At 43.7% G+C, this 25,888-nt stretch carries 18 protein-coding genes and 1 pseudogene; 7 read left to right on the top strand and 12 right to left on the bottom strand.

Annotated features, from left to right (window positions below):
• Positions 1-85 precede the first annotated feature (85 nt).
• From ACTIE0_RS03020 to ACTIE0_RS03005, 4 genes are all read left to right on the top strand, one after another.
• Positions 86-1,360, top strand: a complete 1,275-nt coding sequence (locus ACTIE0_RS03020; RefSeq protein WP_006623033.1) for an HhoA/HhoB/HtrA family serine endopeptidase — start codon at positions 86-88, stop codon at positions 1,358-1,360.
• Positions 1,361-1,399: 39 nt separating this feature from the next.
• A complete protein-coding gene (gene def, locus ACTIE0_RS03015; protein WP_006668319.1) occupies positions 1,400-1,933 on the top strand; it encodes a peptide deformylase in 534 nt (177 codons plus the stop codon).
• Positions 1,934-1,956: 23 nt separating this feature from the next.
• Positions 1,957-2,526, top strand: a complete 570-nt coding sequence (locus ACTIE0_RS03010; protein ID WP_006623031.1) for a TerD family protein — start codon at positions 1,957-1,959, stop codon at positions 2,524-2,526.
• A 226-nt stretch (positions 2,527-2,752) separates the two neighbouring features.
• A complete protein-coding gene (locus ACTIE0_RS03005; RefSeq protein WP_035760030.1) occupies positions 2,753-3,352 on the top strand; it encodes a TerD family protein in 600 nt (199 codons plus the stop codon).
• Positions 3,353-3,363: 11 nt separating this feature from the next.
• Here ACTIE0_RS03005 and ACTIE0_RS03000 read toward each other — a convergent pair whose 3' ends face one another.
• The 4 genes and pseudogenes from ACTIE0_RS03000 to ACTIE0_RS02985 all read right to left on the bottom strand — a co-directional run bounded on the left by ACTIE0_RS03000 (position 3,364) and on the right by ACTIE0_RS02985 (position 9,125).
• Complete coding sequence (locus ACTIE0_RS03000; RefSeq protein WP_006623029.1) at positions 3,364-8,556, bottom strand: protein kinase domain-containing protein; 5,193 nt, start codon at positions 8,554-8,556, stop codon at positions 3,364-3,366.
• Positions 8,557-8,758: 202 nt separating this feature from the next.
• The gene (locus ACTIE0_RS02995) at positions 8,759-8,899 is read right to left on the bottom strand and encodes a hypothetical protein (RefSeq protein ID WP_228116420.1); all 141 of its coding nucleotides are present in this window, start codon (positions 8,897-8,899) and stop codon (positions 8,759-8,761) included.
• 18 nt (positions 8,900-8,917) lie between these two features.
• Positions 8,918-8,995: pseudogene (locus tag ACTIE0_RS02990) on the bottom strand (pentapeptide repeat-containing protein); the annotation flags it as partial.
• A complete protein-coding gene (locus tag ACTIE0_RS02985; RefSeq protein ID WP_008055799.1) occupies positions 8,964-9,125 on the bottom strand; it encodes a pentapeptide repeat-containing protein in 162 nt (53 codons plus the stop codon). The pseudogene ACTIE0_RS02990 and the gene ACTIE0_RS02985, both read right to left, overlap by 32 nt.
• Positions 9,126-9,341: 216 nt before the next feature.
• Here ACTIE0_RS02985 and ACTIE0_RS02980 point away from each other — a divergent pair, with 216 nt between their 5' ends.
• Positions 9,342-10,346 carry a HEAT repeat domain-containing protein gene (locus tag ACTIE0_RS02980; protein ID WP_006668318.1) on the top strand — a complete coding sequence of 335 codons (1,005 nt, stop codon included), beginning with the start codon at positions 9,342-9,344 and terminating at the stop codon, positions 10,344-10,346.
• 41 nt (positions 10,347-10,387) lie between these two features.
• Here ACTIE0_RS02980 and ACTIE0_RS02975 read toward each other — a convergent pair whose 3' ends face one another.
• From ACTIE0_RS02975 to ACTIE0_RS02940, 8 genes are all read right to left on the bottom strand, one after another.
• Positions 10,388-12,517, bottom strand: a complete 2,130-nt coding sequence (locus ACTIE0_RS02975; protein WP_006668317.1) for a PAS domain S-box protein — start codon at positions 12,515-12,517, stop codon at positions 10,388-10,390.
• Between the two features lie 69 nt (positions 12,518-12,586).
• Positions 12,587-14,260: a putative bifunctional diguanylate cyclase/phosphodiesterase gene (locus ACTIE0_RS02970; protein ID WP_235720150.1), complete on the bottom strand. Its 1,674-nt coding sequence runs from the start codon at positions 14,258-14,260 to the stop codon at positions 12,587-12,589.
• Positions 14,261-14,409: 149 nt separating this feature from the next.
• Positions 14,410-14,568 (bottom strand): hypothetical protein, encoded by a 159-nt coding sequence (locus ACTIE0_RS02965; protein WP_008054024.1) that lies wholly within the window; start codon positions 14,566-14,568, stop codon positions 14,410-14,412.
• 684 nt (positions 14,569-15,252) lie between these two features.
• Entirely contained in the window at positions 15,253-16,266 is a 1,014-nt protein-coding gene (locus tag ACTIE0_RS02960; RefSeq protein WP_006623022.1) for a CHAD domain-containing protein, read from the bottom strand.
• A 363-nt stretch (positions 16,267-16,629) separates the two neighbouring features.
• Positions 16,630-17,946 (bottom strand): response regulator, encoded by a 1,317-nt coding sequence (locus tag ACTIE0_RS02955; RefSeq protein WP_006668315.1) that lies wholly within the window; start codon positions 17,944-17,946, stop codon positions 16,630-16,632.
• Positions 17,947-18,117: 171 nt separating this feature from the next.
• Entirely contained in the window at positions 18,118-20,304 is a 2,187-nt protein-coding gene (locus ACTIE0_RS02950) for a hybrid sensor histidine kinase/response regulator (protein ID WP_006668314.1), read from the bottom strand.
• Between the two features lie 247 nt (positions 20,305-20,551).
• Entirely contained in the window at positions 20,552-20,767 is a 216-nt protein-coding gene (locus ACTIE0_RS02945) for a hypothetical protein (RefSeq protein WP_006668313.1), read from the bottom strand.
• A gap of 267 nt (positions 20,768-21,034) precedes the next feature.
• A complete protein-coding gene (locus ACTIE0_RS02940) occupies positions 21,035-21,523 on the bottom strand; it encodes a hypothetical protein (protein ID WP_006623018.1) in 489 nt (162 codons plus the stop codon).
• A gap of 302 nt (positions 21,524-21,825) precedes the next feature.
• On the opposite strand from ACTIE0_RS02940, the gene sat reads away from it, so the two are divergent.
• Positions 21,826-23,004: a sulfate adenylyltransferase gene (sat, locus tag ACTIE0_RS02935; RefSeq protein ID WP_006623017.1), complete on the top strand. Its 1,179-nt coding sequence runs from the start codon at positions 21,826-21,828 to the stop codon at positions 23,002-23,004.
• Between the two features lie 489 nt (positions 23,005-23,493).
• Positions 23,494-25,842 carry a caspase family protein gene (locus tag ACTIE0_RS02930; RefSeq protein ID WP_006623016.1) on the top strand — a complete coding sequence of 783 codons (2,349 nt, stop codon included), beginning with the start codon at positions 23,494-23,496 and terminating at the stop codon, positions 25,840-25,842.
• The last annotated feature ends 46 nt before the right edge of the window (positions 25,843-25,888 follow it).

Genomic DNA, 25,888 nt, shown 5'->3' with positions numbered 1-25,888 from the left:
TGGGACAAAGTGCCTGATCATGACGGGAAGTTGGTATCAGATGCTAACCCCGGACAGCCCCCTACTAAATTATATTTGAGTCATTATGACTGATACCACTGGAAAAGGCTTTTGGAAACACCCTGTTATCTATTTTCTGTTTTTGCTGATTGGCGGAACCGGAGCATTAATAGGCGATCGCTGGCTACAGAACAAATTAGGCGACGCTGGTAATCCTAACGAGACAGCCTCTCAGGTCAGTTCCCCAGATAGCACCGCTCTCGGTAACACAGAAACTAGACCCCAACCTAGACTGAACGCCCCTAATTGGTTTAATCACCCCTTTAATCCCTCCTCAGACCGATCCTCTAACTTTATTGTAGAAGCAGTCGATAAGGTCGGTCCGGCGGTGGTGAGAATTAATGCTTCTCGGCGGGTCAGTCGCGATCGTTTCGAGAATTCTCTCCCTAGGGACTTCTTTAATCCTCCTAGGGGTATGCGTCCCCCTGGCGATCGCTTTGAGGAAGGGACTGGCTCCGGCTTTATTTTATCTCCTGATGGTCACATTCTCACCAATAGCCATGTCGTCGAAGGTACCGATACCGTCCAGGTTATATTAAAAGATGGTCGCCGCTATGATGGTCAGGTGTTGGGTACTGATTCGGTCACAGATGTAGCCGTGATTAAAATTGACGCGACCAATTTACCCACTGTCACTATCGGAAATTCTGAACAACTCTCCCCCGGAGAATGGGCGATCGCCATTGGAAACCCCCTCGGACTTGATAACTCCGTAACCGTCGGAATTATTAGCGCTACAGGACGTTCTAGCAGTGATGTCGGTGTTCCTGATAAGCGTATAGGATTCATCCAAACTGATGCTGCTATTAACCCTGGTAATTCTGGCGGTCCCCTGCTGAATGCTAAGGGAGAGGTCATTGGGATGAATACAGCCATCATCAGCGGCGCTCAGGGCTTGGGATTTGCGATCCCCATTAATCATGCTCAACAAATTGCTCAACAGCTAATCGCTTCCGGTCGCGCTGAACACGCCTATTTGGGAATTGAAATGATGACGCTGACCAAAAGATTCCGCCAAGAACTCCAAAATAGTCAAGATTTGCCATTTGCTATTCCTGACACTGATGGGGTATTAATTGTGAATGTCGTATCTGGTTCCCCCGCTGACATAGCCGGACTGCAACCGGGAGATGTGATTCTGAATCTTGACCAACAAACTATTACAACCTCTGAAAGAGTCCAGCAGATTGTACAAAGTAAGGCGGTCGGTAGTATACTAGAAATTGAGGTGAATCGCAACGGAAGTTCACAGATATTGCAAGTGAAAACTGGGAATTTGCCATCTCAAACAACTGGCTAAACGGTTCTACCTCGGTTTGTGAATTTTGGAGGCATTGCTATGGGAGATATACTCGCGGTTACTCAGTTGGGCGACCCGGTGCTGCGTGACCATGCTCAACCTGTTGCTAATATCTGGGAAGCGCGTATTCAGTCTCTGATTGATGATTTAATGGCAACGGTGATTGAAAAAAATGGCGTGGGTATCGCTGCGCCACAGGTGGGATATAGCGATCGTATCTTAGTCATCGCTTCCCGTCCTAGTATCCGCTATCCAGCAGCGCCCGAAATGGAACCCACCGCTATGATTAACCCCAAAATCATCGGTAAATCTGAGGAAATGGTGGCTGACTGGGAAGGCTGTTTAAGTGTTCCGGGAATCCGGGGAATTGTTAACCGTTATCAGGCGATCGAAGTTGAATATACCAGCCGTGATGGTCATCTTCAACACCGAGAACTAACTGGGTTTGTCGCTCGTATTTTTCAGCATGAATATGACCACTTAGAAGGGATCATATTTTTGGATAGGGTAGCTGACTCCCATAGCATGATGACAGAAGACGAATATCAGAAACGCATTGTTTTTCAAAGCTAAATTGAGTTCAAGGAGAACCTAAGATGTCAGTCAATATCAAAAAAGGTGAGCGGATTAATCTTTCCAAAGAGTCCCCCGGACTGCAAGAAGTGGGAATTGGTTTAGGATGGGATATCAATGCTACTGATACCGGGGTGGATTTTGATTTAGATGCTTCCGTGTTTATGTTAGCCAGCAATGGGAAAATCCCCCAAGATGAATACTTTGTATTCTACAATAATTTGAAGTCCCCTGATAGCTCAGTTAGACATTTAGGAGATAATCGCACTGGGTCGGGACTTGGTGATGATGAGGTGGTGGAAATTGATCTAAATCTGGTTAATTCTGCGATCGAAGAATTGATTTTTGTCGTCACAATTCACGAAGCAGACCAACGGCGACAAAATTTCGGTCAAGTCCGCAATTCCTATATCCGTATTTATGACCAGCAAAATAATACCGAGATTGCTAAATATGACCTAGAAGAAGACTTTTCTCGGGAAACCGCCGTCGAATTTGGTCGGTTATATAAGAAAGGTGGCGAATGGCGATTTCATGCAGTTGGACAGGGATATAATGAGGGATTACAAAGTTTCGTAGATAAGTACGTTTAAAGTACCTTTGGCGTTGACTTAATCTCATTCGCAAAGTGAGAAATTGGCAGTCAAAATTAACTAATTAGCAACCGGATTTCTGGATTAATTCTGATGAAATATAAACAATATTCAAGCAGAATAAAAATTCTGGGAGAAGTAGTTAACTAAGCCATTAACTATCAGATAAATGATAGAAATCCGATTGCTGACTGATTGTTATGATGCAAAATTTGGAGATTTTACCATGAGTATCAACCTGAAAAAAGGACAGAGTATTGTTCTTGATAAAAGTCAATATGACCTATCTAATGTGATGATGGGTTTAGGATGGGATGTAGTAGAATCTAAGGGGTTTTTCGGTAATTTACTGGGAGTCAATGCCGATTTTGACTTGGATGCTTATGCTATCTTACTCTCCAATAGTGGCAAAATCGGCAATTATAAAGATGATGTGATTTATTATGGTCATTTAAAGTCTAGTGATGGCACAGTTTATCACTCTGGAGACAACTTAACTGGGGAGGGAGAAGGGGATGATGAGTGTATTTTTCTGCGTTTAAATTCTATCTCCGATAGGTACAGCCACATTATTCTTGGGGTAAGTATTTACCAAGCTAAAACTCGCCAACAGCATTTTGGTCAGGTAGAAAATGCTTTTGTGAGAGTGGTAGATGCTAAAGGTAAAGAAATGGCTTTATATAACCTCTCAGCAGACCCTTCATACGACCAAAAAATTTCTATGTTGATGGGGGAACTTTACCGAGACAATGGTAAATGGAAATTTACGGCTTTGGGTACTCCCCTCAATCAAGATTTAAGTGGGGTTGTTAAAAAGTTTATGTAAGGGGGTAAATTCTAACTCAAGCGGAGTTTTTCCCAGCAACGATTTAAATAAATTCTAGCCACCATATCGTTAGGATTTTGAGATAAACAATCGTGAAATCCCTGTTTAGCTTCTAAGGTATGGTTGAGATAATAAAGGAATAGGGAACGCTCAAATAATACCTTAGTTGCTAACTTTTTAGCGTGTAATTCTGGGGGGTCAGCATCAAAAAACTCGTAAACTGTTACCGCATCAGTTTTCCCCTTCACCTTCACTCGGTCAATAATTCTAAAGGCGTATTGATTAGGGTCATCTAATCCCATAAAGGTTTGGTGGGTAATTAGGAAGGACACGCTATAATTTTTGGTGAGACTCTCAATGCGAGCCGCTAAATTAACCGCATCTCCAATAACGGTACTATCCATGCGGTTGCGACCACCAACAGTTCCCAGCATGAGGGTTCCTGTATGAATGCCTACCCCAATGCGGATAGGTCGCCTTCCGGGTCTACTACGGGTCAAATTATACTCACTTAATTGTTTTAACATAGCAATTCCCGCCTGAACAGCGTGGTCGGGTTTTTCGCCAAATAAAGCCATAATTCCATCGCCAATATATTTATCAATGAAACCATAATTATCTAAAATTTCTGGTTCCATACGGCTTAAAAAAGCATTGATAAACTTAAAACTATCTTCCGGTGTCATACCCTCGGATAAACTGGTAAAGTCTCGGATATCAGAAAATAAAATTGACATTTCTTTCTGGACAGCAGTTCCTAGTTGAACTTCGACTAGACTTTCATAACCTAAGCAGGAAAGAAACTGATGAGGTACAAACCGACCCGCAGCGTCTGTCATTTCAAATTCCGCGTCTAAGGCTTTATCTAAATTCTGATTTAATTCGGAGAGTTCATTTAACAACTCTAATCGCTCTTTTTCGGCGATTTTGCGTGAGGTAATATCTTCCAATAGTCCCTCATAGTAGAGTAAATCGCCGGACTGGTTTCGGACGGCTCGCGCGGTTTCAGAAATCCAGATTTTGGTACCGTCTTGGCGATAAAACTGACATTCAAAGTTGGAGACTTCCCCCTGTTCTCTGATTAATCTTTCAAAAGTTATGCGATCGTCGGGATTGACATATATTTGCTGGGAAATATCCTCACAAATGTTGATGACATCCTCTGGAGAATTATAGCCTAATATCCTAGCCATGGCGGGATTTGCTCGGATAAATTTGCCATCGGGGGTACTCTGAAATAAACCATCTAAGGCATTTTCAAAAATACTGCGATATCTTTCCTCAGCTTCTCGGAGAGCAATTTCTCGTTGTTGTTGCTCGGTAATATCTTGAAAGGCAATAATGGCATAGACTAAATCACCTTCTTGGTCATAATAAGGAGTTACCCAACTTTCAATAGGGATTAATTTATCGCCTTGATTAATTTCCAGAAAATTGGCGATCGCTCTTTGTTCTTGATCTATATCAACAGCATTGGGACTGTCTGGAGAACTATCTACCAATGGCTGTAGCAGGGGCAAAAAATCATCACAAATATCCCCTAATTTTAGCTTTTGATTCAGCAAATTTTTGGCTTGTTGATTGATATATTGTAACTTCCCCACACTATCAACTACCGCCACACCCACTGGCATTCCTTCTAAAAATTGGGTCATGCGTCGCTCCCCTTCCCGCATTTTCGAGTAAAGTCGAGCATTACCAATAGAAATAGCAGCTTGAGAAAATAAAACATTGAGAATTTGTAGTCTTTCTGAGGTAAAAGCGCCGTAAATCAAATTGTTTTCTAAATATAAAACACCCACCAAGTCGCCGCGATGATGAATCGGCATACACAGTAGAGATAATAGTTGATTATCTTGTAAATATTCATCCTCTGGCTTGATAAAATCACGGCTAACATTATCAAAAATGACAGGTTTTTCCGTAGACATGACCAACTCGATAATCCCCTGAGATAATTGTTGGGTCATGGTGACAGGAATAGACTCTAACACTGATATAACTTGAATTTTACCCGGAGTCTTTTTGGTGGAATTAGATGTAGATATCATATCACAAATGGCGACCCCTTCTATAGCCAAATTGGATAGGCGATCGCCTAAAATAATACAACACTTTTGCGCGCCAGCCGTCTCTAGTAGCACCTGCATCAACTTAGATAACAGCTTTTTTAAATCAATTTCTCCCGATAAGGCTTGAGCTGCTGTAATGGTGGTGGACAAGTCCAAAACATTGGAGCCTGTACTACTAGAAATAATCGTTTCTGTAGCGCCCAAATACTCTGATTTATGGTGATATAAAATGGGTTTTAATAATGAAAAATGACCAGATTCTAGGAGTTTTATTTTAGCGGATGCTTGCCAATTTGCATAACCATAATAGGCATCAATTAAATAAGTCCGAGCAATTTTATGCCGTTCCCAGTCTAAATAAAACAGTGCTGCTCGTTCATTAGCTACCGCCAACTCGCGTTTATGACCATGTTTTTGAGCTAATTCTATGGCGCGGTCATAGGCTTCGATCCCCTGAATACGGTTTCCTAAAACTCGATATTTTTCAGCTTCCACTAACTGCCATAAATGCCGAAAATTTTGCGGTGCGGACACACAAAAAGATTCGATAATATCCTGATTATTCCTAACGGTTTCCCCAACTTCTAGCGGTGGGGGATTAATGGCTAATTGAATTAAGGAATCATAGGCATAAAATAGCGCCTTTGACACCACACAAATGACGTTATTCACATGATTTCTGGCTAACTGTGCATACTCCCAACCCCTAGGAAAGTCTCTCAAAATATAAGCCACCATTAAGCGATCGAGATAATCATTAAAGGTTAATCTCTCTGGTGATGAGTTCCCTAACCACTCTTCTAAAGTCAAAGTACCCTTGAGGGTGTTAATGGCTTCGGTAGGAGTCAAAGAACCATTATCAACCCCAGTTAAATAAGCCAAGCGGGGTAACTGTTCAGCAGGTAGAGAAGAACGCCAATTAGCTAGGGACTCGCAGCGAGGTCTAATCCCTTGATTAACCCATTCTAACACCTTGGACTTTAAGGGAATAAAATCTAACTTATCCAGCCATTTTAAGGCTAATTTACCATAAGCATATCCCCTATCTAAATCTCCTGATTCGGTCAAGATTAAACCGGTGGCGGCGTAGGCTACAGCTAGGCGATCGCTTATTCCCAACTCCACTGATAAGTTGACTAATTCCCAGCCAATAAGCTGCGACATTTGGGGGTAATAACGGCGACTGGCTTCCCAAATTAATGAGAGTAGATTTACCGCCGCGCGCCGGGTCTGATTAGCTGGAGAATTAGGAGATAATTCCCTCGGATAATTATCAGGTTCTAAATTAGATAGACTCAGGAATTTAACCCGCGCCTGTTGTAATATATCCTCCCCGGGAACCAGGGGAATTTCTACCCCCAGTTGTTGACATAAATTCAGGGTATTAATAATCGGTGTCTGGGATTTATTTTGAGCAAGGTCTACCAATATTTTTAATTCCCAGGCTGTTACCTGATCAGCCAAAGTTTTAGCTTCCGCCAAAATGCGATCGCACCATTGACTCATCTGTTCCCCATTACCAACCAGATAAGCCACCCGTGCGGCTTGGGTATAAAGTGCTAAAGTCAGTTCATATTGTCTTGTCCATCCCTCCACACCAATTAAACCGATACCCACCATCAAATATCCGATCGCATGAGGGTAATTTTGCTTTTCTACAGCCCAAAATCCAGCGGTTAAATTCAGTTCTGCTAATCTATCCCTTTCCCACTGTTCCCCCATCAATTCTACACCCAAATTCAACTGATTGACTACCAGAAAATGTAATATTTTTTCCTGAGAATCAGAGGGTTGTGCGGTTAGATATGGGTAAAGCCGTCTTCCCAATTCCAGATGGATAGCAGGTCGTTGGTGAGGGAGAATTTGATGATAAGCAGCCACGCGGATACTAGGGTTAACAAAACCATAGCAGTTGGCGGTTACTAACTCAATTAAATTAGCAGCGATCGCCTCATCTAAAACCTCTCCCATTTGACCTGGTGAGAGCTGAGAAGCGCTCAATAAAATATCCGAGGCGAATTCATCCCCCAAACAAGCCGCCTGTTGTAGTAGCCTTTGAGTCAAGGGATTTAACCGTTGTAATTTTTGGTCAACCTCCGACTGCATTTGAGGGTCTAAAGATAGGTTTTCTGTCAGTTCTACTGACCTAAATTTTATCAAATTATACGGCGAATTTGAATAGGGAACACCCAGCTTAATCGTCTGTTGGTAGTCGATTTCCCATTGTGTTTTGGCGGCGACCAAATCCATATAGATACCCCAAGCATTTTGATATCTATCTTCAGGATTTTTAGCCATCAATTTCATAATTATATCGCTAATAATTAACGGAATTTCTGGCTTAATGACATGGGGAGGCTGAGGTTTTTTGGCAATATGAGCGTGAATAAACGACATGGGGTTATTGTATTTAAAAGGTAATTTTCCCGTTAATAACTGATAGAAAGTTACCCCCAGAGAATAAAAATCTGTCCGGTGATCAACCCCTCGATTAATGCGTCCCGTTTGTTCTGGCGCAATATAAGCCGGAGTCCCTTCTAATCCTTTATTCTGATGGTGTAAAATTACCTGATCTGAGAGTCTCACAGAAATGCTAAAGTCAATCAACTGAATAGCTAAAGTAATTGGCTCAATCAGCAAATTTTGAGGCTTAATATCCCGGTGAATAATTTGGCGACGGTGTAGACCGTCAATAATTTGAACAATAGCGGTGGCGACCGTCAAAAATTTGGGAACATCAAGGGGATACTCATAGATATATTCAGCCAAAGATATCAACCCATCATCAACCATAATTAAGGCTAACCCATTACTATATGGTTGCAGAGTTAATATATTAACAATTCCTGGTAGTCCTTTGAGGTATTCGGCGATAGTATATTGGTGGCGAAATTTCTCCAATTCATTGGCGGTAGGATAGCGATCGTGTAATAATTTAATTACCACAGGTTGGCGATCGCTACTACTCAAAGCACGATAAACAGACGTACTCGAGCCATTGTAGATGAGATCGAGAATTTCATACCCTGGTATTTGGACTGTTGGTTTGGAGGCTTCCATCTGATTTAGGCTGACCTTCCGACTGGTAGAGTTAGTGACCATCTCAACCTGCAAATTAGCCTGTAAATTCATGCTGCTATCTTTCCCGTTTTCCCCGTTACAGCCTGTTCATAAATCATCTGATCACCTCTCAAAGTCCCTCTACCTCTTGGGGAGAGGGATTTAGGGTGAGGGGAATGTATTAAGCGACTGGTGAACAAGCTGTAAGCCGTTCCCTAGTTGATTAATAACCATTTGATAGACAAGGATATCTATTATCGCTTTTAACCCTGAATTAGTAAACCGATAAAATAGCCGCTACTTTCAGGTAATGGGAAAAGCTGGAAAGTTGACCAGAAAAGCACTTACAGGTTATGGTGGGTAATCTCGGAATTTCACTATTGGGCATCATAGCCTTTTTGAGATAAGTTATCATCAGCCCAGTTTCCGTCAAATCAGCACCCACGAGATTAACTCCCTTGAGATTAGCATGATTCCAATTAGCTCCTCGCAGTTGACACCCCTTTAGGATAGCGTGACTGACTTAAATAAAGCCGTGTTAGGTCTGTTGGCTTGGCTTTCGCTAAATCAGCAGCTTTAAGATTAGTATTATATAACCTGGTTTGGTGTAGATTTGTCTGATCTAGGGAAGCATAGCCCAAAACTAGCCCCGACTAAACCCGACTTATACCAGGGGGACCCTTATCGATTCCCATTGATTGGCGATCGCCCCCATAATTCGCTAATATGGCGTAGGGTGCATCAACCGCAAGGCGCAACAAAAATGTTACCATGAAGCCCAGATTGGCGATCGCATTCCTCTAACCAGCCAAAGCGCGTTTTCAAGTAGCCCTTAGTTATCACCCCCTTTAAGTTTCATGGCTTTGGATCATTTAATTTTATTTTTGTGGCTAAGTTTAACTGGGTCAGGATTAGTTGCCGCTAGTCCTAGCCAGAGTTTAACCGTAGCGCAACAGCTGAGGGAAACTGCTGGGATGATCTCCCCATCTCCCTTCCTAGCCGCTACAACTTCTGAAAGTCTGCTTTTAGCACAGGAAAACAGTAACAGCAATGGCAACAATCAGGTAAAATTCCTTTCAGGTTTCCCAAAAGCCCTGATTCTTTTAGGAGTTGGTGGAGTAGTTGTCACCGGTGGGGCTGTATTTATTCTAATTCGGCTTCTGGCTACCCCCGACTTAGAGGAAGAGTCCCAGGAAACCCAACAGACTACCCAACCACAACCCGCGCCCGAAATTTCCGCCGCCTCCCCTCAGACCTTAATACAGTTTCCAGCCATAGAAGCGCCCCCCGAAGCAGACCCCCCCATTTCCGAGAATGGTTTAATTAATCTTCCCCCTACCCCCGTCACCGAATCTACTACAGAAGCGCCGCCTCCCCCTTCAGTCCCCACTGAACCCACCTTAGTAGCCGAGAGTCCCCAGCCTGTCAAAATCGATCGCATTGAGGAACTAATTTTACAACTACAGTATCCTAACCCCAATCATCGCAGCAAAGCCATTTGGGAGTTAGCCCAACAGGGGGATTCCAGAGCGATCGAACCTCTGGTAAACTTGCTATTTACATCAGACTCCAAGCAGCGTAGCAAAATATTGGCAGCCTTAGCAGAAATTAGCACCCGCTGTATCAAGCCCATGAGTAAGGCCCTGGTTTTTTCCTTGCAGGATGAAAACCCAGAGGTACGACAAAATGCCATTCGGGATCTAACCCGAATTTATGATTTAATGTACCAAACTAGCCAGATTCTCCAAAGAGCAATGGATGATCCCGAAGCCGATGTCAGAGAAACCGCGCAATGGGCCGTCGATAAACTGAGTCGGATGCGTCCTTTACCTATCTCTAGGAATCATCTGGATAATCAATAATTGATTGACTGAGATTACAGAGGCCTTAGCTTTAGCAAGCATTAGACTAATTGTTCCCTATCAATCTTCGTGCAATTCAAAGGCAGAGAAACGATAAACTTAGTTCCTTCTCCTAGTTCAGAAATACATTCTATTTTTCCCCCATGTTTTTCTACTACAATTTGATGAGATATAGCCAAACCTAATCCCGTCCCTTTTCCCACAGGTTTAGTAGTAAAAAATGGGTTAAATATCTGTTGTCTGACTAACTCCGGGATTCCGGGGCCGTTGTCGGAAATCTCCACAACAACCATATCCATGTTTTCCTCATATTCAGCCAATTCTAACCTGGTGCTAATCTTGATTTCCCTAGGTGCGGGTTGATTTCCCAAAGCATCGATCGCATTTGATATTAAATTCATGAACACCTGATTAATCTGGGAAGCATGGCACTCTACCCTAGGCAGTTCCCCATAATCGCGGATAATATTTGTCTCCCCTTGTTCCGCCTTTGCCTTCAGGCGATTTTGTAAAATCAGCAAAGTGCTTTCAATTCCCTCATGCAAATCAACCGCCTTCATTTTCGCCTCATCTAGTCGCGAAAAATTGCGTAGGGACGTAACAATTTCCTGAATGCGATGGGTTCCCAACTTCATTGATTCCAAAGCCTTGGGTAAGTCATATAGCATAAAATCCACATCAATATCAGCTACAGCCTCTTTAAGTTCTGGCAGTGGCTCAGGGTAATATTTATGGTACATACACAGCATATATTGAATATCCTTAATACAGGTATCCAAATATATTAAGTTCCCATGAATGAAAGCCAGAGGATTATTAATCTCATGAGCCACTCCCGCCACCATTTGACCCAAACTCGATAGCTTTTCAGCTTGAATTAGTTGGGTTTGGGTGCGTTGTAGTTTGTCTAACGCTTTTTCCAGTTGAGCCGCTTTTTGTTTTTCCAATTGCTGTTCAACTAATAAAGCCGCCTCTATAGCCTTGCGATCCGTAATATCGCGCACGATCGCCAAAACCACATCATCCCCACTTTTAACATAGCGAGCCTCATAGGTGCGCCATCCTTCCTCAAAAGGCAGCATATATTCCCCAGACTGAGACTGTCCGCTAGTTAAAGTTAATTCTAAATAGTGGCGTGTCCACCAGGCTAGGTCCTCCGAAAAGACTTGCTCAACCGTTTTTCCCAGAACTTCTTTAGATTCTGTCACCCGATCATCCTTAGACGGGAAATAGTCAAGAAACATCCCATCTCGGTTCAGACGAAACATTAAATCGGGGATCGCTTCAATCAGGCTGCGATTTCTCACCTCACTTTGTCGTAAGGCTTCCTCCATCTTTTTGCGATCGCTAATATCAGTTTCAATCGCAATAAACTTAGTCAGATCCCCCTGATGGTCAAAAATCGGAGTAATGCTAATAGACAGCCAGTAGGGACTCCCATGGCGTTTATAGTTGATCAACTCCCCACGATAGGGTTTGTGTTCCTTCAGACAGGCGCGAATTTGATGTATAGTTTCCGTATCACTCAAAGGCCCCTGGAGAAAAGAACCTGGCGTTAAACCTTTCACCTCTTCGAGAGTGTAGCCGGTAATCCAAGTAAATGCCTCATTAACCCATTCAATCTTCCCATGGCGATCGCAGATAATCACCGCATTATCAGTTTGACTCGCCACCCAGGAAAGTTGGGTCAGTTCCAACTCAATTTCCTTGCGTTCCGTAATATCCTGGGTAAGTACCCAATACTTATCTGGGGTAGCACCTGTTTTCATCAAAGGTACAATAGTCGTTTCCAGCCAAACCTCTCGTCCCGTCAAAGTACAGTTTTGCAGTTCACCGCGCCAGACACCGCCAGATCTAACCACAGACCAGACCTTCTCTTCCCAAAAATCCGCATTATAGCATTTAGAATTGAGCAACGGATGCAGTTTACCGATTAACTGTTCTGCACCGTAACCGAAAACCTCAATAAATCCCTCGTTAATTTCCACAAGTGTGCCATTTTCGTCTACCCATGCTCCTGGGGTGGTCCGGTTGACCACCTGACCAAGATCCCAAAGTTCCTGTTGACTTTCATGTAATTGTTGTTTGGTTTTCGTCAAATCAGCCACTGCTCTCTGATAAGCTGCTACCAAAGGTTCGGGGAACAGGATCCCTAAAAGTTCTGCACTCATAATTAATTCTCCCAATAGTCGATTTCAGTTAGCTAGGACATTCACAAAAGTTTCTGTAGCCTAGCTACCTCAAGCAATATGAATGTTAGGATTGACTTTTCCGGGGCATCCTTTTTCTAGAGGTTTGATGAGCCTTTCAATTTCTTCAGCAAACCGCTGCCATTCTCGTAAGGTTTCCGTAGCCGAAAGCATGATCCTGCCTTGGCTCAGGAATTGTTCCATTTTCTGGTCATCAACAGCCTTAGAGAATAAATATCCCTGGCACAGTTGGCATCCCCAGGCTTGCAATACAGCCATTTGTTCCGGAGTTTCCACACCCTCTGCAATCACCTCTAGTCCCAGGGTATGGGCTAAATTGACAATGGCATAAGCAATTTTTAGTTGATCCTGAGATTCATCGATCCCCTCAATGAAAGAGCGATCAATCTTCAGCGTATGAATCGGAAAGTGATATAGGCGACTGAGCGAAGAATACCCAGTTCCAAAGTCATCAATACATAATTTGATCCCCAATTCGCTAAGTTCTCTCATTTGGGGAACCACCACCTCTGCATATTCAGCAATAGTGCTTTCCGTCAATTCCAGTTTTAACCTACAGGGATCACAGCCAGTTTCTTCCAAAATTGTCTGAACCTTATTAACTAATTGGGGGTTAGTTAATTGATACGTCGATAGGTTCACACTCATAAATGGCTGTTTTCCCTGGGGAAACATTAACTGCCAACGGTGCAATGTTTCGCACGCGGACCGCAGCACCCACTCTCCAATCGGTTGGATCAGTCCAGTTTCTTCCGCAATGGGGATAAATTGACTAGGAGACACCCAACCTCGTTTGGGATGTTCCCAACGTATTAAAGCCTCGCAGCCGATAATCTCTAGGGTCTCCAGGGAAATAATCGGTTGATAGTGTAGTTGCAATTCCTGACGTTCAATGGCATGACGCAGATCATTTTCAAGCTGCATACGATCCCAAGCCTCGCGGTGCATCGTAGGGTTAAATATTACATGACAGGCTTTGCCTTTACTTTTCGCTTGGGATAACGCCGTATCTGCATCTCGGAGAATTTCTTTGCCGTTGCTATAGCTGACATTACTGATCGCAATACCAATGCTAACAGTGCTAAAGACTTCCTGTTCCCCTAAAATAATAGGTTGTTGTAGATGATATTGGATGTTTTGTGCCGTCTGGGATATTTGGGTTAAATTGTTGAGGTCATCAAACAAAATAGCAAATTCATCTCCCCCCAGACGCGCTACAGTATGCCAAGGTGGGATGCACTCCCTTAATCGTTCTCCTACCCCCTCTAATAGGCGATCCCCGACTTGATGACCGAGACTGTCATTAATTATTTTGAACCGATCTACATCCAAAAGTAGTACCACAAATTGGTATTCGGGATCTTCTTTTGCCCGTTCTACTACTTCGTCCAGTTCCCTCATAAAGTAGGATCTGTTATATAAATCAGTTAACCCGTCGTGGGTTGATTTATATATCAGTAATCTAGCTTCCTCACGTCTCCGTCGTTTTTTGTCAGCGTCTAAAACTGGCCGTTGACTTTTGACAATTTCCTTATGTCTTGATGGCTCGCACTGCCATATACCAGACAATTCACCTTCGTTATCAGAGGTATTTAGGGATGATCCACCGGGTAGATGTTGGTCTTCTGAAACATCTTTGAATCTATTGACCAACGCGGGATTTTCTTGATGAGAGCCTTCACGAAGAGTTTTGGTAATTTGCATAAGACTTGGGTTTTTACTGAAAAATTCATCGGCTGTATACCCGGTGTTACCTGTAAATAGCGGGTTAACAAATGTTATTCTGGGTACGACTGGCTGGAAATTATAAATGGCAATACTTAGAAAATCCTGAGCATTTATAGCTACTGCACTTAATGCTTGCCATGCTCTTCCCGTTGGCTCAACTTGCCGATTTCCACCCCCCCACAGCAAATTACTTGATGGGATAGAGACTGCTGGGGAATTTTGCCAGTTTCCCCAGTTATTTGGAGGGTGTGAAAAATTGTTGCTGTCCATTTTAATTGCCTCATGGGATGGACATTGGTACTTTCCCAGAAATCTCAGAAAGACCAATTAGTTTGTACAGGTTGAATCATCTCTAGCGATCGCCATATAACCAGACCCTTGCACGAACCCCTTACTTATACAGACAATGTATAAGAAATTTGCCAAGATGCCTAAGATTTCCATTCTAAATTTACCAAAATTGACTTAACAGACCCTGTTTTTGAAGATATGACAAAGTGAACACCGAAAACCTTAGACTCTCATTCTCAAGAATAGCAGTTATAGTTCACAAACCCTAACTGCAAATCTTAAAAAATTGTTGAATTCAATACTTGGCTAGGGAACTTACGCTATCGATTATGATTCATAAGTTAACAGAAGATTGTATAGCAGTTAACCATTAATTAAATCTTGATAAAAAATGAAACTTACTTCCCTAGTCAAATATTTACCAAAGGTTAAATTCACTTTCTTGGGTTAGGCTCTTAAACAGTGAGATTTCCACCATACATAAGTCTAGGAAATATTATATCGGGATATGAGACCCAAATAAATGTATCTATTCATACAAAAGGCCAAAAATGATCAAAGCATGGAGAGGAGGAACGGAGGAGTTATCTTTCCTCCCCTATTTATAAGGTACTGCGGTTTTCTCGGATCAATATAGCTTAAATGGGTCTGTCAGGGCTATAATGGTTAACTGTGGGTTAAGAATCAGAGTCTACTGGAGGACGCAAAAGGGTCAAGTGAAAATCTTGGCGGACTACAGGATTTAGATATCGACGCTGTAGCTGAGTCCAGCTCTGCCATGATTCATAGCGCTTTTGGCTCATCTGATTTGAGAGGGTGGGTAGACTTTTCTTGAGATCGGAACGCACGATCGCCACCAAAACGGCTTCGAGTACCATGGTATCTTGAATATCACCCAGGCATTCTTGCAGATCTTTCATATCCTGGAGATAGGCTTGATAGGTAGACCCGTAAAAGTCGGTAAATAGGGCCATGAGGTAACGGACTCGTTTGGCTTGCTTGCGTAAACTGTGTAAGACATCCCCGTGAGTGGTCAGGAGTTTCTCAAGTTTTTTCTTGGTAATGGTTTTTTTAGGGGTAGTTTCCTGGGAACTGTTTTCTGTGGACTCGGACTCGGTTTCTAGTTTGTCAATACCAAACAACCAACCTTGATGTAATAATAGCTGACTGACTTGCGGGAGTAATAAATCTGGTAATACCCCCATAATCGGCAGCTTTTCTATGGGGGTATAAACGGGAAAATCTAGCCAGTTTTGCAGGTCTTGTTTAAGGTTTTTATATGTTTGATGTGCCAAAGTAGCCTGAACTTTTTTCAAGGCTTTACCCCGTTGCTTAACTAGGCGAATTAATACCTTGTCTAAGGTGGGTTTTTCGGCTTCGGTTAAGGTGGGATAATATTGATTATTCAAGGCTTCGATCATAACATCAATATCTCGGAGTTCTCCCAGACAACGTGCGATTTTCCCTATGTTGTCATCGCTGGCGGCTTTGGGTAAATCTAAAACGGGTGCAAAACCAGTGACAGCCGATCGCAGTCTTCTCATTCCCACCCGCATTTGATGTAATTCTTCTGGATCTTCATCTTGTAACACGGCGGCTTCATGGCTGAGGACTTTGTTTAGATATTTCTGAATCCCCAAACTGGCCCATTCCCCCAGGGTGTTGGTTTGAGGTGAGGTATCAATAGTCATTTTTATCTGTCCAACTAAAATTTTGAGATACTTTTCACTATAACAGAATCATTTGTGTAGATGATATCCCCATTTCCCCAGTGTATAGTAGCGAGGTGTTCACCAGGTTTCTGAGAATAGGAATAAATGGCTGTGGGTGGCTGAAAATGCGATAAATTCTGGACAGATGGGGGGCGCAAAAATTTAACCTTTTCTTAACCCAATTTATCCCAAATTATGCTGTGTGAAATCCCTAGATAGGATGGGGATTTGTGATCAGGTGCAGCCCCACCAAAATCCCAGGCTATGATTGAATGGGGGAATTGAGACGATCGCCTTCAGATCTACACTAATTCCGGCGGGTGGGAAGTCGGAGAAGATTATTTATTGGCATTTCTCCAGATAGTATTGAGCGACTGTATCGCTGGGGTCTTGGGTGAGAATCGCTTGAAAGCATTTTAAGGCTTCTTGAATGTTGCCATTTCTCCAGCAACGAGTACCGCGATCGAACACCGGACGGGTGAGAATTTTTTGGGGTGACACCGCATAGGTTTGACTAGCTAAAACCTCATAAATTTCTAAGGGTTCTTTTTTGCCTCTGGGGGTGACACAATCAATCCAGCGAGTTTGGAAAGATTCGTTATTTTCCGGGGATTGCGTCATTAATTCAGCCGTATCAATAGCGGATTTGCTGGCAATAATTTGACAGCCATAAATTTTAGTCAATCCTTCTAATCGGGAGGCGGTATTAACCACATTACCGATAACGGTAGAATCCATGCGGCTATTTGACCCCAAAGTGCCAATCATGCCGATTCCGGTATCAATGCCAATGCCAATTCTGATAGGGTCTTTGATACTAAAAAGATGGCGATCGCGATTAAATTTGCGTAAACTATCCTGCATCAGCAAAGCCGAATTTAAGGCATCAATAGCATGGGAATTTGTCATATCAAAAACCGCCATAATTGCATCACCCAAATATTTATCAATAAAGCCATTATGGGAGGATATACAATGACTCATCTGGTTAAAAAAGGCATTTAACCACTCAAAGGTTTCTCTAGCTTGTTGAGATTCAGCGATCGAAGTAAAACCGCGAATATCACAAAACAAGACAGTCAAGTGTTCTTCCGTGACATTTCCCAGTTGAATAGATCCCACCCCCTGGGGAGCAATCCGCTTTAAAAATTGTTGGGGTACAAATAGCTGAAATTTGTTTGATAAATTTTCATTAATCTGCCAAGCAGCCGAAAACTGGCGTTGATTTTGTTCCTGAACTTGTCGCTGTAACTTCACCTTAGCAGTATCATTCCGCATTTTATGTAATTTGATGATATTATGAATTTTGGCTAACAAAAGTTTGATATTAATAGGTTTAGTGATATAATCATCCCCCATTTTTTCCAAACCTTTTAAGCGGGATTCCTCATCATCTAAGGCTGTCAAAAAAATGATAGGAGTAGTTTGCAAAATGTCATGTTCTCGGAGGCGATCGCAAACTTCAAAGCCATTCATATCCGGCATCATAATATCCAAAAGCACCAAATCTGGCGGGTTATTTGTAGCTAGTTCAATCGCCCTAGGTCCCGATTCTGCTAAGGTAGTGTCATAACCTTCCGCCATCAATAAATCTTCTAATAAAACCAGGTTAGCCGGTTCATCATCAACCCAAAGAATATGTAATTTAGTTTCAGACATAGGTAAAACGGTGGGGGTAACTGTTTAATACAGAGTAAATTCACAAAATCGACTGATAGATATGCCAACATGGCTGTATAAACATTGATAATTGTATCTTTCAGTAGATGCCCCTACCAACCCGTATTAAAATAAGTCATTAGGTAGCTATACTCACTTAGGGCTGTTGTCCTAAGACTCGACGAACTTTTTGACAGTTGCCAATACCTGGTCAACATCAAGGGGTTTACTCAAATAACCATCAGCCCCAGCAGCCAGACAGCGTTCACGATCGCCCGACATAACCATAGCCGTAACTGCGACCACCGGAACGACTTTCCATAAACTGCTTTGCTTGAGTCGGCGTATCAGTTCAAAGCCATCAACTTCCGGTAGTTGAATATCCATTAAAATCAGATCAGGCAGCAGTTCGGGTTTTGCCAGAGTCGAGTTAATCATATCCAACATTGTATAACCATCAGCAATCAACTCGACCTCATACCCTTCCAATTCCAAAACTTCAGTAATTAATAACTGATTAAAAATCTGGTCTTCCACCACCAAAATCCGAGGGCAGTCTACCTGATGTAACTTAGGGGTTTCCGGTTCTGGTGTAATTACCTCCCGGCTTTCCGGTTCAGGATTATAATTTTTGGCTAATTCCTGTCGCATCTCAGTTAGGGGTAGCCATACCCGGAAGCGACTGCCTTGATTAACCTGAGACTGCAAAGATACCGTGCCGCCGTGCAATTCTGCCAAACGCTTAGTTAGAAGCAACCCCAATCCCGTACCTTCATGGCGACGAGTTAGGGAAGAATCTATCTGTTGGAAAGGCTGAAATAATAAATGCCATCTGTCCTGGGGAATGCCAATACCAGAGTCCTGTACTTCCAAACATAAATAAGGGGTACTGTCATTAATGGGAGAACAGTCAGGGCGATAATCTCCTTCTATCTGAGAGCCATAAGCTAGGTGTCCGCTTAGTCGCACTCTACCACCTTCTGGGGTAAATTTAATGGCATTGGAGAGCAAATTAATCATAATTTGTCTGACCCGTCGCCTATCTAGCCAGACTTGAGTGATGCGGTAATCTGATTCTAAAGACAGGGCTAGACATTTTTTATCAGCCCGAGGTTGAACCATTTTCAGACACTCGCTACAGAGTTCGTGGATGTCAACGGATTCCAGATTTAACTCGGTTTTGCCAGATTCTATTTTGGATAGATCCAGAATGTCGTTGATCAAATGCAACAAGTGCCAACCACTTTTTTCGATAAATTGGACTTGGTTAAGCTGGCGAGAGTTGAGAGTTCCAGAGTTTTGGCGTTTGAGTAAATCCGCAAAGCCTAAAACGCTGTTAAGGGGGGTGCGTAATTCGTGAGACATGGAGGCTAAAAATTCGGATTTCAGTTGAGAGGCGCGTTCTAATTTTTCGTTGCTTTGACGCAAGCGTTCTTGGGCTTCGGCGCGTTCTATGGCGGTTCCCAGGGTTCGACAGGCGGCAAATAACATATCTAATTGCGGATATTCCTGCATTTTGGTGAGATCCCGTGATTCGAGGGTCAACACGCCGATGATTTCTCCGTTGGTAGCGGGAATGGGAAAAATTCCTAGTTGACCAATTCCGGGATGACGAAAGGGGGAGAAGGCTTTGGGATGGTTGGCGTAGTCTCTGACAAATCTCGGTTCACCTGTTCTAACTACATCCCACAGTAGACCCTCGCCGTAGGGGATTCCTTGGCTTAATGCGGCTTTCATTTCGGCGACGGCGGGTTCTCCATAGGTGGCCACAAAATGACCGGAAATTTGGTTTCCTAGCATCCCAGTGATGCGATTCTCTCCCTCTCCTAAAATTACTTTGACATCCCCAAAGGCTGCATTGGTGGTGTTTACTAGATAGTTGAGCGCAAATTGGGCGATGTTATCGAGGTTATCGGAGTCTTGGAGGCGTTCGTTTAGTCCCAACAGAAATCTTAGTCGTCGCACTTCGGTATTGAGGCTCAGTTGGGTGTTGCGATGGTCTGTGATATCTCTAAAGGTGAGTAAACGTCCCCCTGATGCTGTGGTCTGGCTGTGGACTTCGAGATAGATTTGATTATGTTGTTGGATGCAAAATGAGATTTCGCCTCTCACGCAGTCGCGCAGGGTTTGTCTCAGGTGTTCCCAGTCTGGCTTTAACCAAAGTTTTTTGGAGGTGATTTCAGCACAAATGTCATCGAGGGAGGGTTGGGCGGCGAGTTGGTCAACAGAAATTCCCCAAATGGCGGCGAGTTGGGGATTGAATAGGATTAGGCGATCGCTGCTGTCAAATAGGGCGATCGCCTGATCAATCTGGTTTAAAATCAAGATCTGCTGGTCTTTTAACTGCTGTATATCCATTCTCGGCCCTGAAAAAGTCCCAATTTCGGGTTAACTCACACCTACTTTATAAAACTTAACAGAAAATTGAACGGGTTAACAGTCCGCCGCCAAAGAGGGAACCAATCAGCAGCTAAACCACCCCAGGGGGCTGTCAAAAGGAATCGGCGGCTAGAGGCGCGATGAATATGCTTAGAATTACATTGAGGCCCAATGTCCGCGCCCTAATGTCTCGGTCTGACAAAAAAAGCCCCAGCCAGCCTTGTGGCTACCCATAGAAGCCGGTTTGACTTCCGCCCCCTGGGTGCATTGCTTCACCAGAAATCGAAACGGAGGCTATTGATATCTCCCCGGTGACTTGGCTTTGGGGGGCGGGGAGCATTTCTCCACGGAAGTCTAGGATGCTCACCAATAACAAATAAGCGATCGCTAAAATAATCGAAATGGCTCCGGTAATATAGGCAACTACTTTAGAACGTTCCATTCTCAATCAATTACAAGTTTCCACCATCCCACCCAGTATATACTAGACCATGGACAATTGAACATCACATTAACCATGATGTCGGGGCGGGTTCTGCTGTCAATCCTCAATTCCCACAGAAAAGATTGCCCAACCCGCCCTACACCCACAGTAGGGGCGACCTATTTTTTCAAGGCTACCACATCAGCAACTACCCGGACCAGCCCTCTCCCAGAGTTCGGGAGAGCCAGATTTAGAGGGTTTCATTATCCATCAATTACCTAGGTATTAGCGATTATAACGGTCATAGCGATTATAACGGTCATGGCGATTATGACGGTCACCGCGATTATAGCGGTCTTGGCGATCGCGCATTCTTTCAAAGTTGTCGCGATAGCGCTTTTCCCATTCCTGTTTCTCACGACTGAGGGTGCGTTCTAATTCCTGGTGAGCTTCTCTAATCACCCGTTCTTTTTGGCTTTGAGACAAACGCTGATTGTGGGGCTTGTTCATCTCATCTCGCATTTCCGATTCTAGCTGCTCATGTCGCCGCCGGCTATATTCTTCAAAATCTCGCTCAAATTGTCGCCGCCAATCATCATTATTCCGATTAGCATTCCGATTAGCATTCCGATTAGCATTCCGATTAGCGATCGTCAATCCCGCTTCTCCTCTGGTAGCTTGTTGAGTAGAATTACCATAGGAAATCATAGAGTTAGCCGGGAGTTGTAATCCTCCGGCTAGTAGAAACGTTGTCAGAACCAAAATACCTTTCATTGCTCAATTCTCCATAATTTTCAGATTAATTGACAGCCCCATGGGAAATGATTACGGTTTCAGACTAACGAAAATCCTGGTTCATTTACCCATACATATATACTACCATTTTGTCAATAGGATTGACCAAGTTTATAGTCGATATTGGTGATCACAAAGTTCCCAATCAAGTTCCCAGGGAGGACCATGAGCCGTATAAGGTACAGCCCCCCATATTTAAGTTCACAGCAAGGGGTAAAATAGGAGATTGAATAAAAATGAATCGATTTAGTTCAATCTGTAGTTAACTATTAGAGGTTACCTTGGCTCATCATCAAGATGCTATCGCGCCCCACGGTGGAAAGCTAATTAATCGCATGGCTAGTGCCGAACAACGGGCCGAACTCCTAGACAAAGCGGATACTCTCCCCAGAGTACAACTTGACGAGCGATCGCAGTCCGATTTAGAACTAATTGCGATCGGTGGTTTCAGTCCCCTAACCGGGTTTATGGAACAGGAGGACTATACCAATGTCGTCCATAATATGCGACTGAGTAACGGACTACCCTGGTCTGTTCCCATCACCCTATCGGTTACCGAAGAGGAAGCGGCGCATTTGTCCGAAGGCAGCCTAATTCGTCTGGACTCACCAGAGGGTAAATTTGTAGGAGTTCTGGAACTCACCCAAAAATACACCTATGATAAAGAACAGGAAGCCATCCACGTCTATCGCACTAATGATAACAAACATCCGGGAGTAAAGGTAGTTTATGAGCAAGGTCCGGTCAATCTCGCCGGTCCTGTATGGTTACTCAAACGAGAAGCGCACCCTTTGTTTCCCAACTATCAAATTGACCCCGCTGATAGTCGTTCACTCTTCCGAGAAAGGGAATGGAAAACCATCGTCGGGTTTCAGACTCGCAACCCTATTCACCGCGCCCACGAGTATATTCAAAAATGCGCCCTAGAAACTGTTGATGGTCTATTTCTCCATCCTCTGGTTGGCGCTACTAAGTCTGATGATATTCCGGCTGATGTGCGGATGCGTTGTTATGAAATCTTGATGGAACGCTACTATCCTCAAAATCGGGTGATTTTAGCGATTAATCCGGCTGCTATGCGTTATGCTGGACCGAGGGAAGCGATTTTTCATGCTATGGTCCGCAAAAATTACGGCTGTACCCACTTTATTGTCGGGCGTGATCATGCGGGAGTGGGGGACTATTATGGAACCTATGATGCCCAGCACATCTTTGATGAGTTTGAACCAGCAGAATTGGGTATTACTCCCATGAAGTTTGAACACGCCTTCTATTGCACATTGACTAAGGGTATGGCTACCAGTAAAACTAGCCCCAGTAACCCAGAACAACGGATTCACTTATCAGGAACCAAGGTTCGGGAAATGCTGCGACGGGGGGAAATGCCACCCCCAGAGTTTTCTCGTCCAGAAGTGGCGGCGGAACTAATTAAGGCCATGAGGGTTCCCTCAGAAGCATAATTTCACCAAACCCCCCTATCCCCGTCTCTGGGAGGGGGGAGTAGAAAATTCTCGACAATGGCAGAGTACGCGCTAGGATAAAAATGTAGGGATCGGGTTCAACCGAATTTCATCGGCGGGAAAGCCCCCAGGCTATTGTACAACTATCTCAGGCGCAGGTTCTCAGCTCTCTGGTTATGAACACAAAAAACATTCACCTCCCCGTGTCTGGGAAATTATCACTTTGTTGGGTGCGATATTATCTAGTTATAGGAGTGAGACACAAGGACTATCAGGAGGGTAATTAGTGGCAGATTTTGTTTTGCAATATCAGGGGTCTAATTTTCAGAAAAAAAATATCCTATTTTAGATAATAATGTTGATGGGAATAAAAGTTAATTTACGGCATTTAATCCCATTACAACAAAAACGCGTGACTAGATTTAGAGAATTTGGTCAGCCTTGATGGATTTAAGTTTCAGGGTATAGATGGATTAGGAATAATAGATCATGGCATTAAAGCGACGGCAATTTCTAAACAGATCGGGTATGCTACTGGCAGGGTTGGGACTAAGTGAGGTGGCTTGGTGGCAACTAGGCGATCGCTACCAGCAGGCGATCGCACAACCCAACCATCGGAAACTGGCTCTGCTAGTGGGTATCAATCAATATCCGAAAGTCTCCCAACGTCATATAGAACCGTTATCGGGATGTGTCACGGATGTAGAATTACAGCGGGAACTATTAATCGGTAGATTTGGGTTTAACCCCTCAGATATCCTCGCCTTGACTGATAAGGAAGCGACGAGGGAAAATATCGAAACTAGCTTTATAGAACATCTGATTAACCAAGCGCAACCAGGGGATTTGGTAGTCTTTCATTATAGCGGCTATGGCAGCCATGTAGCTGATACTAATCAAAACCCCGATGAACCGACTATCAAGCACTCCCTAATTCCGGTTGATGTTACCCAAGACCGCATGGGGGAACCAATTAACGATATTATGGAGGATACCCTGTGGTTATTACTGCGATCGCTGAGGACTCAACAAGTAGTCACAATTCTGGATACCAGTTATGTTTATCCTGGTTATTCTCAACAGGGAGTCCTGAGAATCCGGACAGCCGCCAGTCCCAATTCTCGCCAAATTAGCGATCGCACCATTACCCGACAACAAGAATTACTACAGCGCCACCAAATCGACCCCAAAGAACTAGAACAGCGTCGTCGCGGTGAATTGCCTGGTATAGTATTAGCAGCCAGCACACCCACCCAAATAGCCACAGAAACCAATTGGTCTGGACTCAGGGCCGGATTATTTACCTATAGCCTGACTCAAACTCTCTGGAATGCGACAGCCACCTCCGACCTGAAAGAAAGTCTAGGTCGTGTAGCCGGAGCCGTAGAACGTATCACCGGACCGAACCAGCAACCTCAGCTTCAGCGTCAAGGGAGAATGACTGAAGACTCGCCTTCACCCATGATTAAGCTACCACTAAAATCACCCCCAGTCGATGGAATTGTTACGACCGTGACGGGGGATGGAAAAAGTACGGAATTGCTACTAGCGGGTTTACCTGGCTGTGTACTGGAATCGGGAGATGTTAATTCCCTATTTGCCATTGTACCAAACACTGAGAGTACAGAATCTAAGGTGCTGCCAAAACTTCAAATTCGCGGATATAACTCATTGCACGCTACCGCTGAGGTACTCACATTAGAAGTTGGTGGTATCAAGTCACCTGCCGTTGAATCTGGCCAATTTATTAAAGAGACTATTCGGGTTTTACCTCGCCACATTGACTTAAAAATTGGTCTTGACCCTAAACTCGATCGCATTGAAAGGGTCGATGCGACCAGTGCTTTGTCTAGTGTTGCTGATGTCTCTATCACCAGCAACGACCAACCCATGGATTATCTACTGAGTCGCGTTCGGGATACTACTATTGCTCAAAATTCGACTGCTCCCCTGAATTCATTATTCCAAGGGCATTATGGTCTATTTTCCCCCGGTCAAGTGGTGCTTCCTGATACGGCCGGAGAAGGAGGAGAAGCCGTAAAAGTCGCCGTACAGCGATTAGTTCCCCAATTGAAAACTCGATTAGCCGCTAAGTTGCTGCGTCTGACCGAAAATGAACGTTCCGACTTACTCAAAGCCAAAGTTACCCTGGCTATGTTAACTCCCCAGTCAAGGGCGATCGCTAAACGAGAAACCCCTGATTTATCCCATCAGGGAACCGAACAACTCATCCTAAATGCCTCGAATCATAGTAATTCTACCCCAGGGTTAGCGCACCGTTCCGAAACTTTTGGTATACCGACTATACCAAAGGAAAGTCGCATTCAGATGCAATTGCAGAATAATGGTGAACTCCCCCTATATTTCATCATGTTTTTGTTCGACAGTCGTGGTCAAACATACGTTTATGATGCTACTAGACCTCCCATAGTTGAGACTGAAGACAGTTCTATGATTTTACCCCAGGTTTTACGGGTAGAGGCTGGTAAAACCATGAGTATCCCCCCAGCTAATGTTAATGGCGGAACTAGCAACACCGAAACCCTAGGAGAACTGGTGCGGGGTCCGGCTGGATTGATTGAAACCTATCTAATTATTAGTCATTTCCCTTTTACTCAGACTTTACCAGCTATTAGTCGTGGTTTAAAGCCAACTTCCATAAGTTCACCAAATGGGCTGCAATTGCTATCTAATCCTTTGGAAGTTTCCCGCGCTGTCTTGGAAGATTTGGCAAAAGCTAGTAAACTAGGAGTTGAACGTTCCGGGATTTCTACTGATAATCTCGCACTAGATGTTAATGCTTGGGGAACCTTTAACTTTGTCTGTCGAGTTGTGTAAAACTTGTCAGGAGTTGAGAAACTTAATAGTAGACAGTTATTTCTGT

The organism is Limnospira sp. (assembly GCF_051859755.1).
Classification (GTDB): domain Bacteria; phylum Cyanobacteriota; class Cyanobacteriia; order Cyanobacteriales; family Microcoleaceae; genus Limnospira; species Limnospira fusiformis.
This window is presented reverse-complemented; position numbering and strand designations above follow the sequence as displayed.